General features: G+C 63.7%; 15 protein-coding genes. 8 read left to right on the forward strand and 7 right to left on the reverse strand.

Features of this window, described 5'->3' with window-relative positions; translation table 11 throughout:
* The first annotated feature begins 566 nt into the window (after positions 1-566).
* Together KF838_05705 and KF838_05710 are read left to right on the forward strand one after the other, a co-directional pair.
* Entirely contained in the window at positions 567-875 is a 309-nt protein-coding gene (locus KF838_05705; protein ID QYK49346.1) for a GIY-YIG nuclease family protein, read from the forward strand.
* Positions 876-1,039: 164 nt separating this feature from the next.
* Positions 1,040-1,669, forward strand: a complete 630-nt coding sequence (locus KF838_05710) for a hypothetical protein (protein ID QYK49347.1) — start codon at positions 1,040-1,042, stop codon at positions 1,667-1,669.
* Between the two features lie 47 nt (positions 1,670-1,716).
* On the opposite strand, the gene KF838_05715 is transcribed toward KF838_05710, so the two are convergent.
* From KF838_05715 to KF838_05725, 3 genes are all read right to left on the reverse strand, one after another.
* Positions 1,717-2,232, reverse strand: a complete 516-nt coding sequence (locus KF838_05715) for a hypothetical protein (protein QYK49348.1) — start codon at positions 2,230-2,232, stop codon at positions 1,717-1,719.
* A 10-nt stretch (positions 2,233-2,242) separates the two neighbouring features.
* Positions 2,243-2,641 carry an acyl carrier protein gene (locus KF838_05720; GenBank protein ID QYK49813.1) on the reverse strand — a complete coding sequence of 133 codons (399 nt, stop codon included), beginning with the start codon at positions 2,639-2,641 and terminating at the stop codon, positions 2,243-2,245.
* Between the two features lie 96 nt (positions 2,642-2,737).
* Positions 2,738-3,217 carry a hypothetical protein gene (locus KF838_05725; protein ID QYK49349.1) on the reverse strand — a complete coding sequence of 160 codons (480 nt, stop codon included), beginning with the start codon at positions 3,215-3,217 and terminating at the stop codon, positions 2,738-2,740.
* A 45-nt stretch (positions 3,218-3,262) separates the two neighbouring features.
* Between KF838_05725 and recO the strand changes: the two genes are divergently transcribed.
* From recO to KF838_05740, 3 genes are all read left to right on the forward strand, one after another.
* Complete coding sequence (gene recO, locus KF838_05730) at positions 3,263-3,997, forward strand: DNA repair protein RecO (GenBank protein QYK49350.1); 735 nt, start codon at positions 3,263-3,265, stop codon at positions 3,995-3,997.
* Between the two features lie 87 nt (positions 3,998-4,084).
* Positions 4,085-5,569: an HDOD domain-containing protein gene (locus tag KF838_05735; protein ID QYK49351.1), complete on the forward strand. Its 1,485-nt coding sequence runs from the start codon at positions 4,085-4,087 to the stop codon at positions 5,567-5,569.
* A gap of 43 nt (positions 5,570-5,612) precedes the next feature.
* Entirely contained in the window at positions 5,613-6,278 is a 666-nt protein-coding gene (locus KF838_05740; GenBank protein ID QYK49352.1) for a flavin reductase family protein, read from the forward strand.
* 96 nt (positions 6,279-6,374) lie between these two features.
* Here the strand turns inward: KF838_05740 and KF838_05745 are convergent, their stop codons facing one another.
* The 4 genes from KF838_05745 to KF838_05760 all read right to left on the reverse strand — a co-directional run bounded on the left by KF838_05745 (position 6,375) and on the right by KF838_05760 (position 12,281).
* The gene (locus KF838_05745; protein QYK49353.1) at positions 6,375-7,049 is read right to left on the reverse strand and encodes a hypothetical protein; all 675 of its coding nucleotides are present in this window, start codon (positions 7,047-7,049) and stop codon (positions 6,375-6,377) included.
* A gap of 659 nt (positions 7,050-7,708) precedes the next feature.
* Positions 7,709-11,230 carry an adenosylcobalamin-dependent ribonucleoside-diphosphate reductase gene (locus KF838_05750; protein QYK49354.1) on the reverse strand — a complete coding sequence of 1,174 codons (3,522 nt, stop codon included), beginning with the start codon at positions 11,228-11,230 and terminating at the stop codon, positions 7,709-7,711.
* A gap of 42 nt (positions 11,231-11,272) precedes the next feature.
* Positions 11,273-11,641: a four helix bundle protein gene (locus KF838_05755; protein QYK49355.1), complete on the reverse strand. Its 369-nt coding sequence runs from the start codon at positions 11,639-11,641 to the stop codon at positions 11,273-11,275.
* Between the two features lie 61 nt (positions 11,642-11,702).
* Positions 11,703-12,281: a dCTP deaminase gene (locus tag KF838_05760; GenBank protein QYK49356.1), complete on the reverse strand. Its 579-nt coding sequence runs from the start codon at positions 12,279-12,281 to the stop codon at positions 11,703-11,705.
* 457 nt (positions 12,282-12,738) lie between these two features.
* Between KF838_05760 and KF838_05765 the strand changes: the two genes are divergently transcribed.
* The 3 genes from KF838_05765 to KF838_05775 all read left to right on the forward strand — a co-directional run bounded on the left by KF838_05765 (position 12,739) and on the right by KF838_05775 (position 19,860).
* Entirely contained in the window at positions 12,739-14,706 is a 1,968-nt protein-coding gene (locus KF838_05765) for a flagellar basal body P-ring protein FlgI (protein ID QYK49357.1), read from the forward strand.
* 199 nt (positions 14,707-14,905) lie between these two features.
* The gene (gene smc / locus KF838_05770) at positions 14,906-18,817 is read left to right on the forward strand and encodes a chromosome segregation protein SMC (GenBank protein ID QYK49358.1); all 3,912 of its coding nucleotides are present in this window, start codon (positions 14,906-14,908) and stop codon (positions 18,815-18,817) included.
* Positions 18,814-19,860, forward strand: coding sequence for a glycoside hydrolase family 43 protein (locus KF838_05775; GenBank protein ID QYK49359.1), 1,047 nt, complete (start codon positions 18,814-18,816; stop codon positions 19,858-19,860). Before smc ends, KF838_05775 begins: the two co-directional genes overlap by 4 nt.
* Positions 19,861-19,897 lie beyond the last annotated feature (37 nt).

Here is a 19,897-nt window from a genome sequence, read left to right on the forward strand (position 1 = left end):
AGCGGAGAGCATTTTGAAGGAGCGGCCATTGTTCAGGTGGGTAGAAGTCGCACTTGTAGTCATCCGCTTGGAACGCGCCTGGTCCGGCAGGACTCGTGTAGTCCTTGTGCTTGCGATGCCCGGTGTACGCCACCTGTTCCGACAACTCTCTCGGAGTGGAGGCGTCCGACGGCCAATCGGCGAATCGCCCAGGCTTGTTCTTTCGCTGATGACAGGACCTTCTAGCCATGCCGAAGTATATCGACCGAGACATGGGTAGCCCGGAGTTCCAGTTCCGGGGGGGAACAATCGACACACGCGCCTCGCAGGCATCGGCGGGTGATCGGATGGGAACTCCCAAGGGCCCTGCGGCTTCCATCACGCGGCCTTGCTCCGTACGAGCAGACTTCGCCTTATCGGAAGACCTCGCGGGTCGGAGGACGGTTGGATTGAGCAACCAGAACTGGGCTCAAGCCCCCAAGCCAAGCTCAGTCACGGCGTCACGACCAGTAACTCCCGGATTCCGGGCTTCCAGACCCTAACGCCCTCCAAGAAAAGTTCTATTGGTGTACTGTCACCCCGATTCAATGTACTGGGTGTATGTGCTGGTGAGCCAGGTCACGGGGCGTCGGTACACCGGCTCGTGTGCGGACATTGATGAACGGCTGAGGCGTCACAATGCGGGACATTCACTGGCGACACGGCATGGCGTGCCGTGGGTTGTTGTGTATCGAGAGTCGTTTCCGACCCGCGCCGAGGCCGCGCGTCGCGAGAGATACCTGAAGACCGGTCAGGGTCGGCGTTGGCTGGACGAGCAGCTTGGTGAGCGCGGCCGCCTGGGGCGGCAGGTCGGCGGTTCGAATCCGCCTACCCCGATTTTGCCGACTGGTAAGTGAAAGGTTGACCTCTGACGCCGCGGAGCGTCAGACCATAACGTCCACGCAGTGCCGACTTGCGCCAGGTGCTGCATCGTCTCTCGCGTCAGATGCCATCTTCTTGCGATCTCTCCCTCATGGCGAGCACGGCTGGTATGCTGCTGCTTGACACTCGGGAGGCACCCATGAAGTGGATCGTCACGCTGTTCACGTGCTCAATCATCTATTCGGCAATCCGCTACATTGCCTTCGCGCCGAAAAACCTTGAGAATCTGCCGGTCTTTGTGGTCAACAAGGGCGTCTCGATGGCCGCGGCGCTCTGCTTTCTCGCGGCATTTGTTCAGCAGTTTCGCAGGCAACGCGGCGCGACGATCGGTGTACAGCCATCGTCATGGTTCCGTGCAGGTGTCTTTGGAGCGATCTGGCACATCCCCATGTCGCTCGCGGTGCTGAGGCCCGCGTACTTCAAGGAATTCTTCATTCCCGCGACCGAATCCGCCGCGGCTTCTGGTCGCATGTCGTTTGGCGGCGAGATGGTCTTCTGCTTCGGGGGACTTGCCGCCGGGGGGTTGTATCTGCTCACACGCCAGCAGTGGACGCCTCTGCAACGCTGGTGGCTGTCTGTCGGTGCGATGGTGATGCTGCAGGTTCATGTGCTGGCCATGGGATACTGCCGAGGGCTGAATATCAACGCGAGCCACGCCTACATGCCTCCGATGTGGCTTCTCAGCGCGGTCGGGGTGTTTGTCGGTCTGGTCGTGCTCCTGGTGAGCCGCCCGAAGCCATCAGAGGACGTTGCTCAGACAGAGCGATGATGCATGCCCGAGTCTGATACGGCAGTTCGGATTGATGAGTCGTCAACTCACTCGCCGGGGATCAGCACGCCGCTGTTCCGCATGAGCGTCTTGAACGCTTCGCCGAAGACGAAGTTCCCCTCCGGGAACTCGATACCGGCCATGTTGTTCTCGAGAACGGAGAACATCAGGTCGATGTGGCCGATCGTTCGCGACTTGCCGGACCATACTTCCAGAAGATCCACCACACCCTTCGTCGAAGCCCCCTGCGGCCCGAACTGGTCGATGGTGATGGTGTATCTGAGCGTGTCGCCAGCGGTCGCGTCGTGATCGAGATCGACGCGAGTGACCTTGGCGAGAACTATCTTCTGCTCGAATGCGAGCGCGTGCCCAATCAGGATGCCGCCGGATTGGGCGACACCCTCGACAATCAGCGAGCCGGGCATGACCGGGAGCGAGGACCTGGCCTCGCTCGCGGCGAAGTGCTCGTGCATGTGCTCTTCGGCAAGAGAGATGTGCTTGATCGACACCAGCCGCTGACGCGGCTGGAGCTCAACAACACGATCGATCCACATCCATCGCACGCCGCACACCTCATCCGGGAACGGAAGCGAGCTTGTTCTGAACGAAGCGGACGAGCGCTTCAACCGTGAAGATATCGCCGATCTTTGAGACCTGCGGGTCCCTCTCGAACGCCGACAGGTCGACGTGGGGCAGCTTTTCTTTGATGGCGGCGATGCCGCGAGCAGTGACCTTGCCATCCTGAACAAAGTCGGCGTTCTGTGCCAGACTGTCCGGGAAGAGTTCCCCCTGCTGGATCTTGATGCCGAACGCCTGCTCCAGACGGAACACGATGTCGAGAAAGTCGATCGACTCCGCGCCAAGATCCCCACGCAGCGTGGCTTCGGGCGTGACGTCTCCCTCGTCAACGCCCATGGCGTCGGCGAGGATCTCCTTGACCTTGGCATAAATATCATCACGAGTCATGCGAATTCCCTGATTCCGGTCGAGTATGCACCCGCGAAGAGCGACACGCCCGACGCGACCATGCACGCTCCGGCCCGGAAGGCCTCCAGCGAGGGTCAGAGTTTAGCCGATCGGAGCCGGTTCGGGATGCCCAACGAGAATCGGAGCCGAAACCCGGACCCGTCTGAGAGAGAATCGCCCTGTGCAGGCCGTGAGCGTGTCCGCTCCGGGCGGGGCCGCGGGGTCGAGAAGCCGCACCACTCCCTTGAAGTCCAACTCCCCGTTGCCTGCTGCGGCACTCGGCCCCACGGATGAGACTGTCCGGTCGATTTCGACTCGGATTGCATATCCGGGACGGACGAATGTGCCGTACTTCAGAGCCCGCACGCGACCGAGCACAAAGGGGGGCGAAGCCGGATCCTCATCACGCGAGGCGAGGATCCGAGCCGCCTGCACCATCGATTCGAGCATGAACACGCCCGGCAGGACGGGATACGTCGTGAAATGGTCCAGCAGATACTCCTCCGCGCGTGTCACCTGTTTCAAGGTGACGATGCGATGATCGCTCTGCTCCAAGACCCGATCGACCAGCGAAAAGTGCATGGCGGATCGTAGCGTCGAGCCGCGCGAGGGCGATACGCTGCCGGAATGTCGGGCGTACTCGATCGCGGCATCTGCCTTCGCACCTGGGACTGGTCCGAGACCAGCCAGACGTGCCTCATCCTGTTCCGCCAGGTCGGCCTCCTCCGCGTGATCGCCAAGGGGTCGCGACGCGAAGGCAGCCACTTCTCAGGCGGCATGGAGGGCCTGACGGCGGCCGAGGCACGTCTCTTTCCGAAGCGTTCTGGCGGCTTGTCCACGCTCGCCTCTTGGGACCTGGAGGAACGATTTGCAGGCCCCCGTTTCTCATTTCAGGGCTTCCTGAACGGTTGCTATATGACCGAGGTCGTTTCTCGCATCATGACCGAGCTCGATCCGCACCCGGAGACCTTCGACGCTTTGGAGGACTCGCTCAGGGACATGGATCCCGGCGACGCCCCAGTCGTTCGCCTTCAGTGGGCCGCGCTCACGGAATGCGGCCATCAACCCGACCTCGACGGCACCCCGTATCGCCACGCACCATCGGGAGAGGGCGTCCATCGCTTCCTTCCCCAGTTCGGGCGCATGGCAGGCCACAACGAGCCCGTGACAACGGAGGCATGGCAGGTGCGTGAGGAGACCGTGCTGGCTCTCCGGTCTTTCGCATCCCTCGACGGGCTGGATGCTATTCGTCCGATAACGCTGCTCAGGGTTCGCCGCTTCCTCGATGCGTGTATCCGTTACGCGCTCGGAGGCGAGATCCGCTCCGGCGAAATGGCATTCCTGACTCGGGAATCCGCCTGACTCGTGTCCAAGGGTGAAGGTCGCCGCCCCTCATGCCGATCGGATTGGGCATCGGGCGACTGCTGGACAGCCCGAAACAAGTGAAGAATGACCATGCGCAAGGACGTGCTGGAAGAGATCCTGAGTTGCCCTTCGTTGCCATCGCTCCCGGCGGTGGCTGTCCGCGTGATCGAGCTCACGAGCGATCCGAACGTGAAGCTTGCGGACATCGGACGCGTGGTCGAGGCCGATCAGGGACTGACCACCAAGATCCTTCGGACCGTGAACTCCAGCTTCTACGGCCTCCGCCAGAAGTGCGGCAGCATCCAGAAGGCCCTCGTGATGCTGGGCCTCAATCCGGTCAAGTCCCTCGCATTGAGCTTCTCTCTCGTCAAGGCCGTTGAAGACGGCCACGAGGGTTGCACCTTCGATTTCACGTCGTACTGGCGCCGAGGTCTCTACACGGCGGTCGCAGCCCGAGTTCTTGGCGGCATCGTGCGACTTGATGACCCCGATGAGGCGTTCCTCGGAGGGCTCCTCCAGGACGTAGGCATGGTTGCCATGCACCGCGCTCTCGGCGCACGCTACGACGAGGTCCTACGCAGTGCATCCCACCATCGGGACCTTGTGCCGCTCGAACTCTCGGCGTTCGAGCTTCAGCACCCAGATGTCGGCGCGATGCTCGCTGAGCGATGGAAGCTCCCGGCTCAGATCGTGCTTCCTGTCCGGTATCACGAGCGGCCGACCGCCGCACCGGCAATCTGCATCCCGATGATCCGTTGCGTTGCCATCGGCAACATTGCGCACGACGTGCTCACCGATGCCGACCCCACCGACGCCATGCGGCGCCTCTATGCCAGGGGCGAGCAGTGGTTCGATCTCAAGCAGGAGCAGGTCGACGAGATCCTCCATCGGATCAGCGTCGGCGTGCGTGAGATGAGCTCGGTGCTCCGACTCTCAACCGGACAGGTCGCCGATGTCGATGAGGTCCTCAAGAAGGCGAACGAGCGGCTGGTTGAGCTCACCCGTGCCGACACCAATCGCGTGGTGAACGACGAGTCACGCCCGAAAATGGACCTTTACGAGAAAGACCCGACCACCGGTCTCGGCACGCCCGCAGCGTTCCAGACCGCCATGCGAGCCGCGTTCGACGCGGGCGAGCAGAAGGGCGAGGCGGTCAGCGTCATCCAGGTACGGGTCACGCAGACGAGTCCAACGGGAACGGGTTCAGACGCGACCGAAACGCTCCTCGGCGTCGCCACGCTGTTGATCAAGCACTTCCTGCCGCTCGGCGGCATCGTCTGTCGGACAGGCGACCTCACGTTCGGGATAGTCGTCATCGGCACGGGGCGTCTCCCCGCGCAGCGTGTCGCGGAGGAGTTCAGAATCGATCTCGAACAGACAGGGGCACGCTGGGCGAAGCACGGCGGCATGGCAGTCACGGCGAGCATCGGTGTCGTCGGCATCGAGCAGAACACCGATTCACCCTTCAGCCGACCCGAGCAACTCGCGGCGGCCACAACCCGCGCGATCCAGGCCTGCGAATCTGCCGGTGGCAACTGCGTGCGGGTCTTCGTGCCGAAGGCGGCCTGAGAGACGGATTGGCCGGGTCGCTCCTCTCACGCAATGATCCTGTGTGGATATCCGGCCTGAACACATCGACATCGCCACTCGCTACAAGCTCCTCATCGGCTCCATCGTTCCGAGGCCGATTGCCGTCGTCTCGACGCTGTCGCCGGATGGCAAGCCCAACCTCGCGCCATTCTCGTTCTTCAGCGGCGTCGGTTCCAATCCCCTGACGCTGCTCTTCTGCCCCGCGAACGACGCGAGCGGCAGAGAGAAGGACACTCTCCGAAACTGCAAGCCGCACGCCGAGGGCGGCACCGGCGAGTTCGTGGTGAACGTCGCCCCGACATCGATCATCCACAAGGTCGTCGCGGCCTCTGAACCGCTGCCGCACGGCGAGAGCGAGTTTGAGCTCGCCGGCCTGACACCCGTCCCCTCAAGCGTTGTCGGCCCGTCGAGAGTTCTTGAGTCCCCCGTCGCTTTCGAGTGCCGCACGCTTCAGATCATCCGCACCAATCCCGGTGCGCCGAGCGGCGGCAACATCGTGATCGGGCAAGTTGTGAGCGTCTTTGTTCGCGACGATGCGATCAACGAGCGCCATCACATCGATGCCGATGTCCTCGACCTTGCCGGACGAATGGGTGGAGCCGCCTACTGCACGACGCGTGAGAGGTATGATGTCCCGATGGGTCGAGATGCGATCGCGCATCCATTCACGCCTGATCGAGATCGGTGATAGGGTGATCGGGCCGCGCTCGGCGTCGATGAAAGAACAGCCGCGTGGAATCCCACGCGGCTGCTGGAGGAGTGCTTTCGATACTTCGTCCAGGGCTTACGCACGACGACGACGAGCCATGAGACCTGCGACGCCGACGAGTGCCAGTGCGCCCGGAGCGGGAATGATCTGGCCGTCGGCAGAGACCGTCTGGCCGGTGAACCCGCTCGCGAAGAAGCCGCCACCGAAACGGATGTACAACTGGCTGAACGCGCCAAGGTAGGGCGGGTTGCCCGGCATGTTCATGTCGAACGAGCCGTTGACACCGTTGAACATGCCGTCCGCAGCGCCATTGTCGTTGAAGTAGACGTTCGACATCAGGCCGCTGAAGAAGACGACGCCGAAGCCGGGCGACTGCCAGAGGCCATCGATATCGGCGGTGATCGTGTCGCCATCGACATCGGTGATGACGATCGTGCCCATACCGGTGCCTTCGAGCAGGCCGGTCTTGACGACGCTGAGCGTGATCTGCATGTCGGCCGAGGTGCCGAGGGACATAAAGCCGGTGTCGAACTGGGCCGTGCCGCCGGGCGCAGCCGTCCGGGAGACATCGCCACCCGTCTGGAACGAGGCGGTGTTCGCGGCCACAGCGCTAAACGTGCCGGTCATGGCGTTGATGGGTGTATAGCTGCCGTTCAGATCTGAGTAGCTGAACGTCGTGATCACGCTGGCGGACGCGCTGCCAGCGATAGCGAGGCCGGCAACGGCGCACAATGATGCAATCGAACGCATGTCTTCTCTCCCTGCTCGCGATCGGGGTCTCTCGTCCCGATGCTTGTCGACCCGACCCGGTGGGAAAACGACTCCCGGAAGCAACCGGATCTGGACGTGTCTCTCAGGAGAGAGTATGACGTCTCCCGGAATCAAAATCGAGGGGTTGGCAAGCGAACTTTCAGATTATTTTGGCTTGAGGACGTTTTTCTATCGGCCCTTGACCATAAAAGGCCCCCACTGGCCAGAATTCCCGCCCTCCGTCGCCCCGCCGAGCAATGAAAAGCCCCCGAGCATCCGTGAGGAAGCCCGGGGGCTGGGAGGCTCAGGACAGGCCGCGGAGGTCTCCCTTTCGGGTGGCGGCTCTGTCCTGGTGGTGGGTCCGTCCACCCCATGCCGTTTCGATCCTGAGACTGATCCCGGCCTTCATGCCGATGGCGAGTGACTCGCGTCTGAAATCCGCTCCGTGGCACGAGGCCCGATGGCCATTGCCGATTGCTCGTTCAGACGCGAAGCTTCAGAGAACAAGACTGTCCCTCTCCTGCTCTCCGGACCGGATCCATCCAGCCCGACTCTCGTCGCTCGCACTGAGTGAAGGTCTCAAGAATCTCCTCGACATCGAAACGGCGTTCGATCCACCCTGTGAACCGCCCGCGCGGGCCGGGCGGCGTGAACAACTCTCAACTGCACCCCATGCTGTTGCCGCAGTTCAGGCACTTGTGGCACGTTCCGCTGCGCACGGTGATGGTCCCGCAGATATCGCACGGCGGCGCATCGCTGGTGTTCTCCATCGCGGCGGTGAGCGTCCCGGTGTGGATCACCGTGGTCTCCTCGATCGTCACCCGGACCCGCCCCTCGCCCTTGTGCCCGGAGATGCCGGACTCGGGCGTGGTGTGCGACTCGCGGGTTGTGCGGCTCGATTCCGTGCGATGCCCGGCGGTGATCCAGGCGCGATCATCTCTGAGCCGCCCGGCCGAGCCATCCGAGGCCGTTCCATCCTCTCGCTTCGGAGCGTTGGCCTCGCGATATCCCTCGACGAACTGCATACCCATCCAGCGGAAGATGTAATCCACAAGGGACTTGGCGAAGGGGATATCGCGATTGGTGGTCATGCCCGCCGGCTCGAAGCGCTGGTGGGTGAACTTGTTGACCAGCGACTGGATCGGCACACCGTACTGGAGCGCGACGCTGGTCGCGGTGCCCAGTGAGTCCATCAGGCCGCCGATGGTGGATCCCTCCTTGGCCATCGTGATGAAGAGCTCGCCCGGCTGCCCGTCGTCGTAGAGCCCGACGGTCAGGTATCCCTCGTGACCGGCGATGTTGAACTTGTGCGTGAGCGAGCGCCGCGTGTCGGGCAGACGCCGACGCATCGGGCGGTGCAGCACCTCGACCTGCTTTGCCTCGGCGGCGGGCGCATCAGCCCGCGCAACCGCCTGTGCAACAGCCACCGTCGCCGTCGCGACCTCTTCCTTTGCCTCGGACTCCCCCATCTCATCGACCTCGCTCTCGAGATCGACATCGGCCTTCGCGTCCGACGTGGAGTTCAGGGGCTGGCTGAGCTTGCACCCGTCGCGATAGAGCGCGTTGGCCTTGAGGCCGAGCTGCCAGGAGAGCTTGTAGCACTCCTTTATGTCATCGACCGTTGCCTCGTTCGGCAGGTTGATGGTCTTTGAGATCGCGCCGGAGATGAACGGCTGGGCCGAGGCCATCATGCGGATGTGCCCGTGCGGATGGATGTATCGCTTGCCGGTCTTGCCGCAGGTGTTCGCGCAGTCGAAGACGGGCAGGTGGTCCTTCTTGAGGTGCGGAGCACCCTCGACGGTCTGCGTGCCGCAGATCACCCGATTCAGTTCGTCGATCTGCTTGTCGCTCAGGCCGAGCTTCTTGAGCACATTGAAGGACATGTCGGCGCGGGCCTTGGCGGGATCAGCACCGATGGCCTTGAGAACAGTGTCGGAGACAACCCACGTGCCGAAGGCGTGCCCGATCTCGAAGACACCCGGGAGCGACTGCTCGATCTTGGCCAGTTCCTCCGCGCTGAAGCCCTTGGTCTTCAGGAATGCAGCGAAGGTGCCGCCCGCTCCCCCACCGCTTCCCTTCGGCATCGGCACCTCGAGCGAGAGCGTGCCGAGCAGGTAGGTCATGATGTCCTTGACCTGGGGCGCGGTGTACCCGAGCGCATCCAGTGCGGGCTTGACGGACTCGTTGGCGATCTTGAAGTACCCGCCGCCGGCGAGCTTCTTGAACTTGACGAGCGCGAAGTCCGGCTCGATGCCGGTGGTGTCGCAGTCCATCAGCAGGCCGATCGTGCCTGTGGGCGCGATGACGGTCGTCTGGGCGTTGCGATACCCGTGCTTGGCGCCGAACTCGACCGCATCATCCCAGGCGCGGGTGGCCCGTTCGAGGATCGTCCGTGCGTTGGAGATGCGATCCGCGCGTCCGGCCTTCACGAGCGCGTGATCGATCGGCACGGGCGTGATGCTGAGCGACTCGTAGCGATCGCTGTCGCGGGGCTCGCCGTGAGCCGCGAGGCGATGGTTCCGCATCACGCGGAGCATGTTCTCCTTGTCGGCTTCATATCCGGGGAATGCCCCGAGCAGTTCCGCCATCTCCGCCGACTGGCGGTAGCTCCGACCCGTCAACACCGCCGACAGCATCGCGCAGATCGCCCGCGACTCGTCGCTGTCGTACGGAATGCCCGCCTGCATCAGCATCGCGCCGAGGTTGGCGTATCCGAGGCCCAGCGTGCGGTACCTGTAGCTGAGTTCCGCAATCTCGCGGCTCGGGAAGGCCGCCATCAGCACGCTCACCTCGAGCACGATCGTCCAGAGGTCGATGCCGTGCTCGAAACGCTCGATATCGAAGCTACGCGTCTCCGGGTCATAGAACTTCAGCACGTTCAGCGATGCAAGGTTGCACGCCGTGTTGTCGAGGAACATGTACTCCGAGCACGGATTGCTCGCGTTGATCCGCCCCGCGCTCGGGCACGTGTGCCACGCGTTGATCGTCGTGTCGAACTGCACGCCCGGATCGGCACACCGCCACGCGGCATACCCGATGTCGTTCCACAACTCCCGGGCCTTGAACGTCCGGGCCAGATCCCCGTTCGTCCGCCAGAACGTCTTCCACTCGCCGTCGCTCTCCACCGCCTCGAAGAACGAATCGGGGATGCGCACGGAGTTGTTCGAGTTCTGCCCGCTGACCGTCTGGTACGCCTCGCCGTTGAAGTCGTAGTCGAGCTTCAGCCCCATCTTGGAGGCCGTCTCCTGCTGCTCCTTCGAGAGCTTCTTCATTCCCTCGACGAGCGCGGCAACCTTGATCTCTTCGCGGACCTTCCAGTTCACAAAGGTCTGGATGTCCGGGTGGTCCATGTCGAGGCAGACCATCTTCGCGGCGCGGCGTGTCGTCCCGCCGGACTTGATCGCGCTCGCGGCACGGTCGCCGATCTTCAGCCAGGACATCAGGCCGCTGGACTTGCCGCCACCGGAGAGGGGTTCGCCCTCGCCGCGCAGGTGGCTGAAGTTGGTGCCGGTGCCGGAGCCGTACTTGAACAGCCGGGCCTCACGGACCCAGAGGTCCATGATGCCGCCGGGGTTGACGAGATCGTCCTCAACGCTCTGGATGAAGCATGCGTGGGGCTGCGGGTGGGTGTAGGCATCGCTCGCCAGCGAGACCTCCCCCGTCTTCGGATCGACAACGCAGTGTCCCTGGGCCGGGCCGGAGATGCCGTACGCCCAGTTCAGCCCCGTGTTGAACCACTGGGGCGAGTTGGGAGCACACATCTGGTGCACCATCATGTAGACGAGCTCGTCGTAGAACGCCTGAGCGTCAGCCGCGGCGTCGAAGTACCCGTGCGTCTCGCCCCAGTAACGCCAGCACCCGGCCAGCCGGTGGATCACCTGGCGCGCGGAGCGCTCGGGACCGGTGACGAGCTTGCCGTCCTTGTCCTTCTTGAATCTGCCGCCCGCCCCCGCGCCGGGGATCGCGCACGGGTCCTCCATCTGCGGCACGCCCGCCTTGCGGAAGTACTTGGAGACCATGATGTCGGTCGCGAGCTGCGACCAGGTCTCCGGCACCTCGGCATCCTTCATCTCGAAGACGACCGAGCCGTCGGGGTTCGAGATCTTCGACGACCGGCGCGTCCAGCGCACGCTGTCGAAGGGGTCCATTCCGTCCTTGGTGAACTTGCGGGTGATCTTCATCGTGCGACGCCTCGCTTCAAACTCGCCATTCGGCATTCGCCATCAGGCATTCGGTGTGACGCTCCGAATGAGCCCGGCCAACACCTTGCTTGTGTCGTTCCAATCCGAAGTCAGGCGGTCAAACTCTGTCTGCGGAATCAACTGAAGGTCTCGTGCAAACTGCAGCTGCGTATCCAACTCAAAGAGAGAAGCTCTTGCCATCTTCAAGAACCGAATGTAATCGTGAGTCGATCCCCGGCCGAACCCCTCCGCGATGTTGCTCGGCACGGAAATCGCCGACCGTCGAAGCTGTGAAACCAGTCCATATCGCTCCGTCGTCGGAAAGGTGCTCGTGACCCGGTACACCTGCAAGCCCAGCGCGTAGGCCAACTGCCACGCCCGGAGATCTCGATGTGACCGAATGTCTCCCACGCTCAAAGCTCACAGTCGGCCTGCCTTCCGCGAATGCCGAATGGCGAATGGCAAATGCCCCTCAATCCACCTTCGGCAACGTCAACCCACCCTGATCCTGATACTTCCCACCCTTGTCCGCGTACGAGGTCTGGCAGACCTGGTCCGCGACGAGGAAGACCAACTGCGCCACACCCTCGTTCGCGTACACCCGCGCCGGCAGAGGCGTCGTGTTGCTGATCTCCAGCGTCACCTTGCCGCGCCACTCCGGCTCCAGGGGCGTCACGTTCACAATCAAGCCGCAGCGCGCGTACGTGCTCTTCCCCACGCAGATCACCAGCACATCGCGCGGGATCTCGATGTACTCCACCGTTTCGCAGAGCGCGAAGGAGTTGGGCGGGATGATCACGTACTGCTGGCCTTCGGGCTTGTGCCCGACATCGACCTCGACCATCATGTCGTCGCTGAACAACTTCGGATCGACGACTGCGATGTCGCCGGACTTGGGCGTCGGCGTGAAGATCTTGAAGCGCGTGCCGACCCGAACGTCGTATCCATATGAGGAGACGCCGAAGGAGATCCGGCCCGGACGCTTCTGGGCGTCGGCAAAGGGCTCAATGCGAACCCGTTCCCGAATCTGCGTGTCGCTCAGCACACCCACTTCCAAATCCCTTTCAATACCCGAATATACGACCGAATGCAGACACCGACAAACGTCCCCGATGGGCGTTGTTCCTGGCTTTCCCTGCCGGTCTGGTCATCCCGCCAGAACTCAGCGGGGGCTCAGGATACCACTACAGATCGTGCTGGCAATGGGGTCAGACCACAAAATCCGGTAGGACTTTCCTGAATATCCTGTCACTTGCGCACAAATGACGCTCATCTTTGGACTTACGCGATTCGGATGTTCGGTGTCCGACCCTACGATTTCATCAAGAATGGGTTCAGCCACCCATCTTTGCGTGGTCGCCGAGGGCCTCAGATTGTGGATAGCTTTGCGATTCGTCCGGATTCCTCGTCTTGGGGTCCATACCCCCCATCTTGCGAGCAGGCGGAACGTCTCGCCCGCAACTCCCGTAAAGTTCACGCTTTCCATGTCCCCCTGCCCGGAGCTTTGCATGCCGCAGCTTGCTCGGTTCAGTCTCTTGTTTGCCACCCTCGCCCTTCTCGCGGCGTCCGTCTTGCCGCTCGGCGGGTGTGGCGGCTCGAAAAAGGAGCCGCCTCGTGCGAGAACCGTTGCGCCGGTCGTTCGCAACGTTCCGGCCTCGTTGCGAGGCACCATCGGCTCTGAGGTCACCATCAACGGCGTGCAGCCCGTGGTTGTCTCGGGGCTTGGGCTCGTCGTCGGCCTGAACGGGACGGGAGGGCTTGCGCTCGACTCGGGCGTCGCGGCCACGATGGAGCGTGAGCTTGGATTGCGCGGGATCAGCCAGGGCGGAAACACGACCGCAGGCACGAACGTCGCGGGCATGTCGCCCCGCGAACTGCTGGCCGATCCGAACACGGCGGTCGTGACTGTGTATGCCGCGATCCCGCCCGGTTCTCCGAAGGGCGCGACGTTCGATGTGTATCTCCGGGCATTGAACGCGACGTCGCTCGAGGGCGGCATGCTCTGGACCACGGACATGCGCATCGGCGACCCGACGGTGATCGGCGGCTACCGAACCCAGAAACTCGCTTCGGCACGAGGCCCTGTCTTTGTCAATCCCTTCGTCGATCCCGGCTCAGCGACCACCGGCGTGGGACAGGCCGTCGGGCGTGTGCTTGATGGCGGATTCGTTGACAGCCCGCTGAAGCTCGAGCTCCAGCTCGACAATGAGTCGGGCTCGCGGGCGAGATCGATCGTCGCGGCGATCAACTCTCGATTCCCCCCGGGATCGCACGGCCAGACCGCGCGGGGCCGCTCCGCCGGTTCGATCGCGCTCTCCGTCCCTCCTCAGTACGCGGAACGCCCGGCCGACTTCCTTGAATTGATCGCGCACCTTCCGATCGATCAGGCGAACCTCGACGCCTTCGCACAGAGCTACGTCCGCGTCATGAAGAACGAGCCGGCGATGGCCGAGGCCATGATGTGGTGTCTGCGCGCCATAGGCGAGCGATCGCTCCCGTTCGTGCGTGAGCTCTACGACGAGCCGGATATCGTGCCCAGAATGGCCGCACTGAACGTGGGCGCGTGGCTCGGCGATCCGAGGGTGGTTGAGCCCCTGCTTCGCCTCGCGAACACCGGCCCCACGCCGATCCGCATCGAGGCGATCGGCCTCCTGAAGACCGTCCAGGGCGGCCCGACCCTTGAACTCGCCCTGCGAGGGCTCCTCTCAGAGCGTGATCTCACGGTGCGTGTCGCGGCGTACGAGACGCTCGCGGCCCGTGCCGAGCGTGTCCAGCTCGCAAGAGTCACCGAGCGGAACCCCTCGCTGAAGGTCGTGACGGACGCCGGGACATTCGAGCCCACAGTCTCTCGCGTGCTCTCGGGCACGACCATCCACGGCGTCGAACGGCGCGTGATTGGCGAGAAGTTCGCTCTCGACCGCGTGCGAGGGGGCGAACCCCTTGTGTATGTGACGCAGCAGCGTGCGCCGCGTGTCGTTGTCTTCGGCGATGGCCCGGTCGTGACGGAGGGGGCGTTCGCGTCGATCTGGTCCGATCGCCTGATGCTTGTGAAGGACTCCCCCGCGAGCGATCCCCGGATCTATTACCAGGACTATCGCTCGACCCGAGTGGTGCAGACGACCGTGCCGACCGAACTCCCCGAACTCATCGAGTTCTTCGGGCGTCGCCCCTCCCCTCAGGACCCCCGGCCCGGCCTCGATCTGACGTACTCAGAGATCGTCGGCGCGTTGTACGGCCTGCAGACCGCCGGTGCCATCAACACGGCCTTCGCCACTGAACGCGACAAACTCATGGCTCAGTTGCTGGATGCCAACCAGAGAGCCCTGGTTGAGGAACGTCCAGAGACCGCCTCCGACGCCTCAGAGACCGTCTTCTTCGAGGCACCCCAGACCAGACCGGTCGACAGCGCCCCGTCCGGCCCGGCACCCGCGCCCAGGCCAATTCCCATCCAGACAACCCCTGCCAGGCCGAAGTAAGCCCCTCTCTCACCCTGTGACTCGACATCCGTGATCGAATTGGTATGCTCTGACCGATCCTAACCAGACCCGGGTGAACGCCCGGGCGCGATCTGGGCTGGGCGGATGGCCGGGTGGAACCCGGACCGCTGTCAGCCGTGCGGCGAGGCGTCGCCGACGGCCTCCCAACTCGCGTCAGCAGCACGGAGGTTGCGGCCTGATGCGCCTTGTGAAACTCACCGTTTCCGGTTTCAAGTCCTTCGCGGACCGCACCGAGTTCACCTTCGACCAGTCCATCACTGGCATCGTCGGCCCCAACGGCTGCGGCAAGTCCAACGTCGTGGACGCCGTCAAGTGGGTGCTCGGCGAACGTTCGAGCAAGTCTCTGCGCGGCAAAGAGATGCTCGACGTCATCTTCGCCGGCTCCGCCGGGCGGAAGCCCTCGGGCCTCGCGAGCGTCTCGCTCACGTTCGACAACCCGGTCATCAATCCCGAGGCCGAGCTGGTTGAACTCGATCTTGCAGGCAACGCCGACGACGACGATGATCCCCAGCATGTCCAGACGACCCCGATCGCGATGCGTCGGCGCATCCTCCCCATCGACTCCGACATTGTCGAGGTCGAACGGCGGCTCTATCGCGACGGCGGCTCCGAGTACCTGATCAACAGCAAGCGGGCCCGGCTCCGCGACATCCGCGACCTGTTTCTCGACACGGGCGTCGGCGCGGACGCGTACTCGATCATCGAGCAGGGCAAGGTCGATGCCATGCTGCTTGCCTCGCCCCAGGAACGCCGAACGATCTTCGAAGAAGCAGCGGGCATCGCCAAGTACAAGCAGCGCCGCATCGAATCGCAGCGCAAACTCGATCGAGCCCAGGCGAACCTCGCCCTGACGCGCGAGCAACTCGAATCGACCGAGCGGCGGCTGCGCCTTGTCCGTGGTCAGGCAACGAAGGCACGCCGATTCAAGGAACTCGATGCGGAGTTCAACGCGCTGCGACTCGCGGTCGCCTTCGACGTGTACGACGATCTTCGCCAGCGTCTCGACGGGCTGACATCCCGGCTTGCCGACCTCGACGTGCAGCGCAACGCCGCGATGGATTCCGTGCAGCAGGCCGAGGCCGCCAAGCAGGAGGCGGAGATCGCCCGCCACGAGGCGATGAACGCCCACAAGCAGATCCAGGAAGAACTGCTCGCGACTGAGCACGCCCACAACTCCGCGCTGCAACGTCGCCAGATGACTGCGCGTGCGCTCGACGATGCCCGGCGCCAAGCCGACACGGACGCACAGCGAATCGTGGAAGTGGACCAGCACCTCGAATCGCTCGGGCGAGCCGTCGCCGAGCAGTCTGAGGCGGTCGCGGCACTCTCAGAGCGTCTGGCCGAGGCCGAGCGTGCTCTCGCACGGGCCGCAGAGACACGGGCCGCCGTGCTCGAATCGCTCGGCGATCTGCAACGTGATGTCGCCCAGAAGCGGGCGGCTGCGTCCAGCATCGATCGTGAACGCTCCTCCCTTCTCGCGCACCTCCAGGCCGAGGGCAAGCGGATCGAATCGCTCGCGGAGCAGTTGAATCGGCTCGAATCGAAGGCCGGGGCAGCGGACACGGAGCACGCCTCGGTCGCCTCGGCTTCCCTGGATGTCTCACGAGCCGCCGAGTCGCGCGCGACTCGCGTCGCCGAGATCGAGTCCGCACTCAAGGCGCAGGATCAGGCGGCACAGGCCCTCTCTGCGGATCGACGCGATCTGGCCACGCGCGTCTCCGAGCTCGAACAACGATCGCTGCGCCTCGATGGCCGCAGAGCAACACTCCGCGAGATGGTCGATTCCCGCGAGGGATTCGCGGACGCCGTGAAGGATGTGCTGGAACGCAAATCGAACGGGCTCGGATTCGCCTCTGTCATCGCTCCACTGGCCGAACTCATTGAAACGGATGTCGCTCATGCCGCGGCCGTCGAGGCCGCCCTCGGGCAACTCCTCCAGGGGCTTGTGATCGAGTCTGTCGTCGCGGCTCCATCCCCTGATGAACTCGCTTCTCTGCGGGGTCGGGTGACATTCCTGCCCCTGAGCGCACTGCCGGTGCCCGAGCCCGCGCTGCCCGATCTGGCTTCGCTCGAGCCCAGGGTCACACGCCTCCGTGATGTGATCGCGCCATCGAGAGAGATCCCGATGATCGGGAATCTGCTCGATCGCCTGCTCGCAACGACGTACCTCGTTCCATCGATCGACGCCGCGATGCTGCTGGCGACCGGCCCCTTCTCGTCCGTGCCGACCGTTCGATTCGTCACGCTCGACGGAACGATCGTCGAGCCCGACGGGCGGATCACTGCGGGACCTGTCGCGGCCGTCGCCGAGGGGCTCCTCCAACGCCAGACCGAGCTCGCGGCCATCGAGGCGCAAGCCGCGTCAGTGGCGGTCGAACTCGATGCCGAACGCGCGTCCCTGCACGGGCTCGACGCCGAGGTCGCGGCACACACCGCTCGTCGGAACGAGCTCGCGGCCTCGCACGCCAATGAATCCCGCCAACTCGTCGCCGATCGCGCGAGGTTCGAGCGTCTGAACGCAGACGCCGAACGCCTCGCACGTGAGCGGAAGTCGCTCGAAGAAGAGATCACCCAGATCCGAGCACGCGACGCCCGGGCCAGGCAGGAGATGGACGAGCTCAGCGCGAAAGCCGAGGCACTCGCGCGTCTGCACACCGAACAGACCGAGGCCGCCGAGGCCGCCGAGCGCGAGGCCGCACGAGTGCGTCTCAGCGCGGATGCCTCGTCTGAACAGCTGACATCGGCGAAGGTGGATGCCGGTCGGCTCTCGGAGCAGCTGGGTTCGGCCCGCCGGGAGGTCAGCCGCCTCTCGCTCGAACGTGACAACGCCGAGCGTCAGCACAGGAATCTCGTTCAGCATCTTGAGCAGGCGCGTTCCAGGATCGGCGAGCACGAGCAGTCGATCGCCGAGGCCGACCGCCAGATCGCCGAGTCCGCTGCACACGCGATCTCCATGAGGAAGGAAGCCGACGCAGCCAACGAGTTGATCACTCGCGTCAACGCGACGGTTCAGGAGTACGCCGGGGAACTGGCCGAGGCCCGCCAGAGACTCGGTGTCTTTGAGCGTGACTGGAACTCGCTGGAGATCAGCCGCCGCGAGCTCGAAGTGAAACGGGAGAACCTCGAGGATCGCACGCAGGAAGATCTCGCTATCGATCTCGGGCGCGAGTATCCCGAGTACCGCCAGATGATGTCCGAGGGCGATGTTCGTCGCATCGATCAGCCCGAGTCGATCACAGCGATCGAGATCCTTCGCCAGGAGATCAAGAAGCTCGGCAACGTCAACCTCGACGCCATCGATGAAGAGACTCAACTCGAAGGCCAGAACGAGAACCTCGTCCGCCAGGTGGCCGACCTTGATCTCGCGTCCCAACGCCTCTCCGAGCTCATCGAGCGACTCAATCTCGTCAGCAAGGAGCAGTTCGGCGCGATCTTCGGCGCGATCCAGGAGCACTTCGGCAGCCAGGACGGCATGTTCCGGCGTCTCTTCGGCGGAGGCCGCGCCGAGGTGCGATTGATGCCGCTGATCAAGGAGATCAACGGCGAGAAGGTTGTCACCGACGAGATCGACCTCTTGGAGAGCGGCATCGAGGTCGTCGCGAAGCCGCCGGGCAAAGAGCCCCGCACCATCGACCAGCTCTCGGGCGGCGAGAAGACCTTGACCGCAGTCGCCCTGCTCATGTCGATCTTCCGCTCGAAGCCGTCGTGCTTCTGCGTTCTGGACGAGGTCGATGCAGCGCTGGACGAGGGCAACGTCGCTCGCTATTGTGCGATGATCCGCCAGTTTACGGATCGCTCACGCTTCATCGTGATCACGCACAACAAGAAGACCATGCAGGCCGCGGACCAGTTATACGGCGTGACCATGCAGGAGCGAGGCGTCTCTACACGCGTCAAGGTCCGTTTCGATCAGGTCGGCGCCCACGGCGAACTGCCGATGCCCGCGGCGCAGACCGATACCGAGAAGGCCACGAACAGCGTCAAGCGAAACCGCGGCACCCTGAAAGCCGCGCTCGCTTCCATGAGAGAGAACACGGAGCAAGAAGCGGTCGTCGCTGAAGAGTCGCACATGGCACGAGACGTGCCATGACGAGATACACACACGCCCTCCGATCGGTCCGTATGGCCGCTGCGGGAACCATTCTCGCGGCATCGCTTGTCAACCCCGCCTACAGCGTGTACGCGAATCTCGCTGAACCACCGGACGCGGGCTATGGCAACCCGGTCTTTCCCGGGTGGTACGCCGACCCGGAGGCCGCGATCTTCCGCGATCCCGATGGAAGCGTCCGCTACTGGATCTTCCCGACGTACTCCGCACGATACGACAACCAACTCCACTTCGACGCCTTCTCATCGACCGACCTGCGCACCTGGTGGAAGCACGAGAGGGTGCTCGAACGGGCGAGCGTGTCTTGGGCACGCCGCGCCATGTGGGCTCCGGCCACGGTCGAGCACGAGGGACGTTACTACCTCTTCTTCAGCGCGAACGACATCCAGAGCGACAACGAACTGGGCGGCATCGGCGTCGCTGTTTCCGATCGACCCGAAGGTCCATATCAGGATCACATCGGGAAGCCGCTGGTCGATCGTTTCCATAACTGTGCACAGCCGATCGACCAGTTTGTGTTCAGAGACGCCGACGGCCAGCACTACATGTTCTACGGTGGGTGGAGGCGTTGCAATGTCACGCGGCTTGCGCCGGACTTCAAGTCGCTCGTCCCCTTCGATGACGGAACGACATTCCGCGAAGTCACCCCCGAGGGCTACGTCGAAGGTCCCTTCATGTTCGTCCGCGATGGCAGGTACTACTTCATGTGGTCGGAGGGTGGCTGGACAGGGCCCGATTATTCGGTCGCGTACGCGATCGCAGACTCACCCCTCGGGCCGTTCCACCGCATCGGCAAGATTCTGCAGCAGGATCCCGAAGTGGCAACCGGCGCGGGGCACCACAGCGTGATCCATGTCCCGGGCAGCAACGAGTACTACATCGTCTACCACCGACGGCCGCTGGGCGAGACCGATCGTGACCACCGCGTAGTGTGCATCGATCGCATGGAGTTCGATGCCGAGGGTCTCATCAAGCCCGTGAAGATCACGTTCGAGGGCGTGCCTCCTCTGCATACGGCAAAGTAAAGAAGAACGCGAAGGCGCATGGCCTTCGCGTTCATCT

The sequence above is a fragment of the Phycisphaeraceae bacterium genome (genome assembly GCA_019454185.1).
GTDB lineage: Bacteria > Planctomycetota > Phycisphaerae > Phycisphaerales > UBA1924 > JAHBWV01.

Excerpts from the sequence above, each read along its gene's own strand:
- KF838_05705 (QYK49346.1), top strand. The coding sequence starts at position 567 with ATGTACTGGGTGTATGTGCTGGTGAGCCAGGTCACGGGGCGTCGGTAC.
- KF838_05710 (QYK49347.1), top strand. The coding sequence starts at position 1,040 with ATGAAGTGGATCGTCACGCTGTTCACGTGCTCAATCATCTATTCGGCA.
- KF838_05725 (QYK49349.1), bottom strand. The coding sequence starts at position 3,217 with ATGCACTTTTCGCTGGTCGATCGGGTCTTGGAGCAGAGCGATCATCGC.
- recO (QYK49350.1), top strand. The coding sequence starts at position 3,263 with ATGTCGGGCGTACTCGATCGCGGCATCTGCCTTCGCACCTGGGACTGG.
- KF838_05735 (QYK49351.1), top strand. The coding sequence starts at position 4,085 with ATGACCATGCGCAAGGACGTGCTGGAAGAGATCCTGAGTTGCCCTTCG.
- KF838_05745 (QYK49353.1), bottom strand. The coding sequence starts at position 7,049 with ATGCGTTCGATTGCATCATTGTGCGCCGTTGCCGGCCTCGCTATCGCT.
- KF838_05750 (QYK49354.1), bottom strand. The coding sequence starts at position 11,230 with ATGAAGATCACCCGCAAGTTCACCAAGGACGGAATGGACCCCTTCGAC.
- KF838_05765 (QYK49357.1), top strand. The coding sequence starts at position 12,739 with ATGCCGCAGCTTGCTCGGTTCAGTCTCTTGTTTGCCACCCTCGCCCTT.
- smc (QYK49358.1), top strand. The coding sequence starts at position 14,906 with ATGCGCCTTGTGAAACTCACCGTTTCCGGTTTCAAGTCCTTCGCGGAC.
- KF838_05775 (QYK49359.1), top strand. The coding sequence starts at position 18,814 with ATGACGAGATACACACACGCCCTCCGATCGGTCCGTATGGCCGCTGCG.